General features: G+C 71.0%; 8 protein-coding genes. 3 read left to right on the top strand and 5 right to left on the bottom strand.

The features are described from left to right. Positions 1-777, top strand: a 777-nt coding sequence (locus AB0C29_RS22000; RefSeq protein ID WP_360822945.1) for a nitroreductase, incomplete at its 5' end; no start/stop codon positions are given. Here the strand turns inward: AB0C29_RS22000 and AB0C29_RS21995 are convergent. From AB0C29_RS21995 to AB0C29_RS21975, 5 genes are all read right to left on the bottom strand, one after another. Beyond that, a complete protein-coding gene (locus tag AB0C29_RS21995; protein WP_360822942.1) occupies positions 764-1,783 on the bottom strand; it encodes an Acg family FMN-binding oxidoreductase in 1,020 nt (339 codons plus the stop codon). The two genes, AB0C29_RS22000 and AB0C29_RS21995, sit on opposite strands and share 14 nt — an antisense overlap. Further along, the gene (locus AB0C29_RS21990) at positions 1,780-2,406 is read right to left on the bottom strand and encodes a CBS domain-containing protein (RefSeq protein WP_360822939.1); all 627 of its coding nucleotides are present in this window, start codon (positions 2,404-2,406) and stop codon (positions 1,780-1,782) included. The genes AB0C29_RS21995 and AB0C29_RS21990 overlap by 4 nt, the downstream gene beginning before the upstream one ends. A gap of 4 nt (positions 2,407-2,410) precedes the next feature. Beyond that, complete coding sequence (gene gap / locus AB0C29_RS21985) at positions 2,411-3,430, bottom strand: type I glyceraldehyde-3-phosphate dehydrogenase (protein ID WP_360822936.1); 1,020 nt, start codon at positions 3,428-3,430, stop codon at positions 2,411-2,413. 157 nt (positions 3,431-3,587) lie between these two features. After that, complete coding sequence (locus tag AB0C29_RS21980; protein WP_360822933.1) at positions 3,588-4,055, bottom strand: hypothetical protein; 468 nt, start codon at positions 4,053-4,055, stop codon at positions 3,588-3,590. A 212-nt stretch (positions 4,056-4,267) separates the two neighbouring features. Continuing rightward, positions 4,268-5,215 carry a WYL domain-containing protein gene (locus AB0C29_RS21975; RefSeq protein ID WP_360822930.1) on the bottom strand — a complete coding sequence of 316 codons (948 nt, stop codon included), beginning with the start codon at positions 5,213-5,215 and terminating at the stop codon, positions 4,268-4,270. Between the two features lie 62 nt (positions 5,216-5,277). On the opposite strand from AB0C29_RS21975, the gene AB0C29_RS21970 reads away from it, so the two are divergent. After that, positions 5,278-6,222 (top strand): alpha/beta hydrolase, encoded by a 945-nt coding sequence (locus AB0C29_RS21970; RefSeq protein WP_360822927.1) that lies wholly within the window; start codon positions 5,278-5,280, stop codon positions 6,220-6,222. 93 nt (positions 6,223-6,315) lie between these two features. Continuing rightward, a partial coding sequence (gene ppdK, locus AB0C29_RS21965) for a pyruvate, phosphate dikinase (protein WP_360822924.1) occupies positions 6,316-8,410 on the top strand: 2,095 nt, incomplete at its 3' end.

Genomic DNA, 8,410 nt, shown 5'->3' with positions numbered 1-8,410 from the left:
GCCCGGGTCGCCCTGCGGGCCGCCGGATGGGACGTGCACGTCGACCGCCTGCCGCAGGGAGACGCCTCCGACGTCCTCGCGCGCCTCACCATCGCCGGGACCTCAGACGCCGACCGGCAGGCGGAGCGGATGGCGGGAGCGATCACGCTGCGGCGTACGGACCGGCGGGCGTTCAGTGACCGGACCGTGCCGGAGGAGCTGCTGCTCGGGCTGCGGCAGGCGGTGGAGGCCGAAGGGGCCTACCTGCACGTCGTACGCCGTGACCAGATGCCGATGCTGGCCACCTCCACCGCCCGGGCGGCCGACGCCGAGAGCAACGATCCGGCCTACCGGGCAGAGCTCGAACACTGGACCAACCGGCCGGCGGACAGCGGCGACGGCGTACCGGCGGCGACGGCGGTGCAGCGGGCACCGCGCCGGGTCCCGGTCCGCGACTACGCCCCCGGCACCGACGCCGGGCTGAGCCCCGGCGCCGACTTCGACCTCGGGGCGTCGTACGTGGTGCTGTTCGGGCTCACCGACGAGCCCGGGGCGCTGCTGCGCGGTGGTGAGGCGCTGTCCGCGCTGCTCCTGGCCGCGACCGCGGACGGGCTGGCCACGGCTCCGATGAGCGACACCATCGAGGTCCAGTGGCCGCGCCACCTGCTGAAGGGCCTGTTGAGCGGCGTGGGCGAGCCGTATCTGACGGTCCGGCTCGGCTACAACGATGCCGCGCCGGACCTGCCGCCCGCTCCGCGCCGCAAGGCCGCCGACGTCGTCCGGATCAGCGACCGGTAGCACCACCGTCGTCCGGCAGCAGGACCTCCGTGAGCGGACGCCGCGGGGTGGCCGCTGCCGGGCGGCCGTAGCCGACGCGCAGGACCATCTGAGCCCAGGAACCCGTACGGGAGTCCGTCAGCAGCCGGCGGATCGCCGGGATCTCCACCGGCTGGCTGATCGGCGTGGTGGCCAGGTTGAGCCAGGTCGCGGTGAGCAGCACCCGCTGCAGGGCCTGGCCGGCGTGCACCCAGTGCCGCCGGGTGTCGCCGTCGACCGCCAGGACCATGATGGTCGGGTACGGCTCGAACGGGGCGGCGGCCCGGTCCCGGTGCGGTTGCAGGAGCCCGAAGTCGCGGATCGGCAGGATCTCCAGGGCGTCCCACGGGCCGATCGCCGTCGACGGCACGCCGTCCCGGCGGCCCCGCTGCGGGCTGGTCCACCGCGCGAGTTCGGCGCGGTAGCGGCCCTGGGCCCGCAGCGCCCGGTCGGCCTCCTGGGACAGGCTCAGAATCGCGTTGCGACTGACCGCGTTCGCGACGGTGAGCGTGGCGCCCTCCCGGCGGGCGGCGTCGGCCAGCCGCTCGACCGCGTCGGCCGGCACGACGGACCGGGCGAACGGCCACCGGTTCGTGTGCCGGTGCGGGATGGCGGCGACCAGGGCCTCGGCGGCCGGCGTCGGTGCCATCGGCTGCCCCACGCTGACCCGGGCGACGAGGTCCGGATCCGTGTCGTCCGGGAAGAGCGTGGTGTGGCTGAGGTATCCGGCGCCGCGGATGGCGAGCCGCAGGGTGAACACGGCGGCGCCGACGCTGATCAGCAGCTCGCGGCCGGCCGGGTCGAGGACGTCGAGCTGCCGCCGGGGATCGGCGTGGACGTCGACCCCGTGCGCTCCGATGCGGAAGCGCCACGGCTGGCTGTTGTGCAGCGAGGGCGCGGCCGTCGCCGCACGGACGCAGGCGGTGAGGTCGGGGCCGGTCGAGTCGTGCTGCGTTCGTTCGGTTGCCTGGGTGCCGATGTCGTTCATCGCCGGCCTCCTGAGCTTTCCGTCTCCTCGACGGTCACGGCGCTCACCCCGGGCACGGTGCGGGCGAGCACGGTCACGACGGCACGCTGGGTGTCGTTGACGAACTCGCCGGCGACGGTGGCGATGCCGCCGCCGACTGTCACCGTCCACAGGCGAGCGCCGTCGGCGTACTCGTCGAGCCGGTGCTGCACGTCCGCGGCGATGACGTCGTCGCTGCGTACCATCGTGCGCAGGATGTCGCGGCGGCTGATGATGCCGACGACCTCGCGGCCCTTGACGACCGGCATGCTGCGCACGTCGCGCCGCAGCATCACCTCGGCCACCTCGGCCACGTCGAGGTCCGGCGTGGCCGTGAACGGGTTCCGGGCCATCACCTCCACGACCGTGCCGGGCCGGGGCTGCGGCGCCACGTCCAGGTCCCGGCGCAGGTGCGCGGTCGGATCGACGGGCACCCGGTGCCACAGCAGGTCGCCCTCGCTGACCATGCCGACCAGGAACCCCTGCGCGTCGACCACCGGCAGGGCGGTGACCGCCCTGGCGGTCATCAGCTCCGCGGCGCTCTCGATCGGTGCGTTCTGCCAGACCACGTGGACCGGGCTGGTCATGATGTCCTTCGCGCGCACCGTCCTACCTCCGCCCGGCCAGCAGCTTGGTCAGGTCGACGAGCCGGTTGGTGTAGCCCCACTCGTTGTCGTACCAGCCGAAGACCTTGACCAGCCGGCCCCGCGCCTGGGTGAGCCCGGCGTCGAAGACGCAGGAGGCCGGATCCCCGACGATGTCCGTGGAGACGAGCGGCGCCTCGGTGTAGCGGATGATGCCGTGCATCGGCCCGCCGGCCGCCGCTGACCGTTCGACGGCCTCGTTGACCTGCTCGACCGTCACGTCGGTGCCGAGTTCGAGCGTCAGATCGCTGATCGAGCCGTCGACGACCGGGACGCGCAGCGCGACGCCGTCGAGCCGGCCCGCCAGCTCCGGCAGCACCAGGCCCACCGCCTTCGCGGCCCCGGTGCTGGTCGGAATGATGTTCACCCCCGCGGCCCGGGCCCGGCGAGGATCCTTGTGCGGCGCGTCCAGGACGTTCTGGTCATTGGTGTACGCGTGCACGGTCGTCAGGAGGCCCCGCTCGATACCGAACGCCTCGTGCAAAACCTTCACCAGCGGCGCGACGCAGTTGGTCGTGCAGGAAGCCCCGGAGACGATCTGATGCCGCACCGGGTCGTACGTGTCCGCGTTGACGCCGGGCACCAGGGTCGCATCGACGCCCTTGCCGGGCGCGGAGATCAGCACCCGCGACGCCCCGGCCTTGAGGTGCAGCGCGGCGTCGTCCCGGGTCCGCAGCTTGCCGGTCGCCTCGATGACCAGGTCGACCCCGAGCTCGGCCCACGGCAGCTGGTCGGGTGAGCGCTCCGAGAAGACCGGGATGGTGTGCCAGCCGACGTTCAGGGCGTCATCGGTGTAGCTGACGCCGTCACCGAGGCGGCCGAACGTGGAGTCGTACTCCAGCAGGTGGGCCAGGGTGCCGGTGTCGTACAGGTCGTTGATCGCGACCACCTGGAAGCCGGCGTTCGACAGGTCCTTGTCCAGCAGGGCCCGCAGATAATTGCGGCCGATCCGACCGAATCCGTTGATGGCGATGCGGTAGCTCATCCTTGCCTCCAGGCTTGTCGTCCCCCTCAGCCTCCCGTCGCGGCGATCGGCGAGGCAGGGTCGAAAGGCCCCTGAGGAGGGGTGCTGCGGCCCGGGCGGGCCGCGCCCCTCACCAACTCCGGCCACACCTGGGCCGGGGGACACGCCTGCTGCCGCACTAGTCCGCGTGACGCAGACGAGCCACCGTTGCGTTCTCCGACATCGCCGGATGGAAGGTGACCACCGCATCGTGGGCCCGCGCCGCAAAGGATGCCAAAGCGTCCATCAGGTCCGCCGTTCTCGCGGTGGCGGCAGCGGCCGGATTCTTCGACGAAACGACTTCCACGTTCTCGCCATCGACGACGAACCATATGAGTTCGTCGTGCTCCGTGAAGTCGAGGACGCCGTCGGACTCCCGAGCCAAGTTGCCGACAATGCGCGACATCCCGATGGCAAGGTCGACCAGCGGGACGAAACTGGTTTTCGACAGGAACCTCACGCCGTCGATGGAGAACTCGACCTGCGAGTAGAACAATTTGTACCGGAGCACTCCTTCCTCGATGGAGTGCGCGTCCCCCTCAAGGGACCTGGCCCAACTCCGGCCCAGCACCGAATCGACGTCTGGGACCACGAAATCGACGATCACCACGGCGACCTTGCCGCTCCGTGCACGGCGCAGTCAAGCGTCGTCAGATCAGTACCTGGCCGGGCTGGACGGCAGCAGGTGCGACACCCGCTGGGCCGGCCGCTGCTGGCCGAGCCGGCCGACGCGGCGGCCGTCGGCTGTTCAGGCTCCCGCCGGGCCGGGACGCAGCCCGCCTCGCCCGGCTCGATCCCATCCAGGTGGGGGCTCTTGCCTCAGCCGTATCGCTCGGCGAGCGCCTTGCCGATCGAGGCCAGGTGGTCCCGCACCCCCGGAGGACCGGTCACCTCGAGCCATTCGATCAGCCCGGCCAGTTCGCCGGCGAGGGCGTACTCGTTGTAGCCGCGGATCACGACCTCGACCCGGCCGTCGGGGGTGGAACCGCCCACCTCGAGCCGCCCGCCGAGCATCATCCGGAGCCGGCCCATCCAGTCGGGCGCGCACAGCGCCTGGAGCTCGACGGGCGTCCGCCGGCGGTCGACCTCGTCGGCGATCTCGCGCCAGCTGCGGGCCAGGTCGAAGTCCGCCGGTCGGTGCACGGGATCGCCGGTCGGGTCGGCGGACGACACGCGGTCGATCCGGAAGGTCCGCCGGCCGGCCTCGGTGGTGGCGACGAGGTACCACGCCGGGCCTTTGGCGACGATGCCCAGTGGGTGGACGGTTCTTGTGGTCTCGGCGCCCTGGCCGTCGACGTAGCCGAGCCGCACCTGGACACCGCGGATCACCGCGTCCTGCAGTTCGTCGAGGAAGGGCGGGTGCCGGAACTCGACCGGGCTCGACCCCCATCGTTGCGGGTCCAGGACCAGCGACGACGCTGCCGCCTCGGCCTGCACCCGGAAGGGCTCCGGGAGGGCCCGGACCAGCTTGCGCAGCGCTGCGTTCACGGCCGGCGTCGCCGCCGAGGCCGGGCCGGCCACCAGGAACAGGGCGCGGGCCTCACCCGCGGTCAGCCCGGACAGGTCGGTGCGGGCACCGCCGACGAGTCGCCAGCCGCCGCCCCGGCCCTGCATGGAGTACACGGGCACCCCGGCCATGGCCAGGGCGTCGAGGTCGCGGCGGGCGGTGCGCTCGGAGATCTCCAGCTCCCGGGCGACCTCGGCTGCTGTCACCTGCTCGCGCTGTTGCAGCAGGAAGAGGATGGCCATCAGCCGGTCGGCTCGCATCCGGCCACACTTCCACGAAAACCGGTCATGAGGTGACCGGTTCTCCTCGGCAGGATGACACCATGACCTCACCGAAGAACCCGATCGATTTTCCTGAGCCCACCCTCATTCCGGTCAACGGAGTGGAACTCGAAGTCTTCGAAGCCGGACAGCACAATGCGGGACGGCCCATCGTTCTCTGTCACGGCTGGCCGGAGCATGCCTTCTCCTGGCGCCACCAGATGCCCGCCCTGGCCGCAGCCGGTTACCACGTCATCGTCCCGAACCAGCGGGGTTACGGGAATTCGTCCCGGCCGGCCGACGTGACCGCCTACGACATCGAGCACCTGTCAGGTGACCTCGTCGCACTTCTCGACCACTACGGGTACGAGGACGCCACCTTCGTCGGTCACGACTGGGGGGCCATGGTCGTCTGGGGCCTGACCTTGCTGCATCCGCACCGGGTGAACAAGGTGATCAACCTGAGCCTGCCCTACCAGGAGCGCGGAGAACGGCCCTGGATCGAGGTCATGGAGGAATTTCTCGGCGGCGACTTCTACTTCGTCCACTTCAATCGGCAGCCGGGCGTTGCCGACGCCGTGCTGGACGAGAACACGTTCCGGTTCCTGCGCAACATGTACCGCAAGAACGTGCCGCTCACCGTACCGGAGCCGGGAATGGTGATGGTCAATCTCGCCAACGCGGAAGCACCCCTGGGCGAGCCCTTGATGAGCGACAGCGAACTGGCCGTTTTCGTCTCCGCCTTCGAGAGCTCAGGGTTCACGGGCAGCATCAACTGGTACCGGAACCTCGACCGTAACTGGCGCCTGCTGGCGGACGTGGACCCGATCATCCACCAGCCGGCCCTCATGATCTACGGCGAGCGGGATGCGATCCAGCGGTTCGAAAGACTGCCGGACTTCGTGCCTGATGTGGACGTGGTCAGTCTGGACTGCGGTCATTGGATCCAGCAGGAACAGCCGGAGGAAACAAACCAGGCGATGCTGAGGTGGCTCGCGAAGCCCTGACCCGGCGGGCCCTCCGGCCCTACTGCCCGGGACGTCGCGCGCGGTACCACCAGGAGGAGAGGACGAACGCACGAACGGATGAGGGTGAGCCGGATGGCCAGGTACGTCTACGACTTCACGGACGGCAACAAGGACCTGAAGGATCTGCTCGGCGGCAAGGGCGCCAACCTCGCCGAGATGACCCGGATGGGGTTGCCGGTGCCGCCCGGCTTCACGATCACCACCGAGGCCTGCCGTGCCTACCTGCGGACCGGCGCGGTCCCGGCCGGGCTCTTCGCCGAGGTGCAGGAACATCTGCTGCTCGTCGAGATGCGGATGGGTAAGAGCCTCGGGGACCCGCAGGAGCCGCTGCTGCTGTCGGTCCGTTCAGGCGGCAAGTTCTCGATGCCGGGCATGATGGAGACGATCCTGGACATCGGTCTGACCGACTCCAGCGTGCGGGGACTGGCGGCACAGAGCGGCGACGAGCGGTTCGCCTGGGATTCGTACCGCCGGCTCATCCAGATGTTCGGCCGGACCGTGTTCGGCGTGCCCGGTGCGGACTTCGAGTCCGCGCTGGCCGCCGTCCGGGCCGGTGCCGGCGCCCCGTCCGACGCCGAGCTCCCGGTCGCGCAGTTGCAGGACCTCGTGGAGGCGTACAAGAAGGTCTTCCTGACCCACACCGGCCGGGACTTCCCGCAGGCGCCGCACGAGCAGCTGTTGCTGGCGATCACGTCGGTCTTCCGGTCCTGGAACGCCGAACGGGCCGTGCTGTACCGCCGGCAGGAGCGCATCCCGCAGGATCTCGGCACCGCGGTCACCGTGATGGCGATGGTGTTCGGCAACCGGGGGCCGGACTCGGGTACGGGCGTCGCCTTCACCCGGGACCCGGCCACCGGCCGGCGCGGCGCCTACGGCGACTACCTGTCCAACGCCCAGGGCGAGGACGTGGTCGCCGGGATCCGTAACACCGTGGGGCTGCACGAGCTCGCGAAGCTGGATCAGCAGAGCTACCGCAAGTTGTTGTCGGTCATGGAGCGGCTCGAGCAGCGCTACCGCGACCTGTGCGACATCGAGTTCACCATCGAGCGCGGCAAGCTGTGGATGCTGCAGACCCGCGTGGGCAAGCGCACGGCCGCGGCCGCCTTCGTCATCGCCGCGCAGCTGGTCGACGAGGGCACGATCACGCTCGACGAGGCTCTCCAGCGGGTCTCCGGGGAGCAGCTGGCGCAGCTGATGTTCCCCAGCTTCGACATCTCCGCCGCCCCGGCGCCGCTGACCACGGGCGTTCCGGCCTCACCCGGCGCCGCTGTGGGCGCGATCGTCTTCGACTCCGCTCACGCGGCCGCCGCGGACCACGCGGTGATCCTGGTGCGGCCGGAGACCAACCCCGACGACCTGCCCGGGATGATCGCCGCCCAGGGCATCCTGACCAGCCGGGGCGGCAAGACCTCGCACGCTGCCGTGGTGGCCCGCGGCATGGGCAAAACCTGCGTCTGCGGTGCCGACGAGCTGCGCATCGACCTGGCCACGGAGACGGTCACTGTGAACGGCACGGTCCTGCACGCCGGCGATGTGCTGTCGCTGGACGGCACCACCGGCCGGGTCTATCCGGGTGCCGTGCCGGTGCACCCCTCCCCCGTCGTCCGCTACTTCGAGGGTGAGCTCTCGCCGGCGAACGACCCGCTGCTGGCGGCGGTGCAGCGGTTGATGACACACGCCGACCACGTCCGGCGGCTCGGCGTGCACGCCAACGCCGACACCGGGCCGGACGCCGCCCGGGCCCGCCGGTTCGGAGCCGGCGGCGTCGGGCTGTGCCGCACCGAGCACATGTTCCTCGGCGAGCGGCGTGAGCTGGTGGAGCGGCTGATCCTGGCCGACGACAACACCGAGCGGGACGCGGCCCTGGCTGCTCTGCTGCCGCTGCAACGGGCGGACTTCGTCGAGCTGTTCGAGGCGATGGACGGGCTGCCGGTCACCGTACGGCTCATCGACCCGCCGCTGCACGAGTTCCTGCCGGCGCTGGAGGACCTGACCGCCCACGTCGCCCGCGCCGAGGCGCTGGACCAGGATCCGGGCCACGACGCCGTACTGCTGGCGGCCGTGCGCCGGATGCACGAGGCCAACCCGATGCTCGGCCTGCGCGGCGTGCGGCTGGGCCTGGTCGTCCCGGGTCTGTTCGCGATGCAGGTCCGGGCGATCGCCGAGG

The sequence above is a fragment of the Actinoplanes sp. NPDC048791 genome, from assembly GCF_040650095.1.
GTDB lineage: Bacteria > Actinomycetota > Actinomycetes > Mycobacteriales > Micromonosporaceae > Actinoplanes.
The sequence above is the reverse complement of the archived record's forward strand: the minus strand, read 5'-3'. Positions and strand labels throughout refer to the sequence as shown.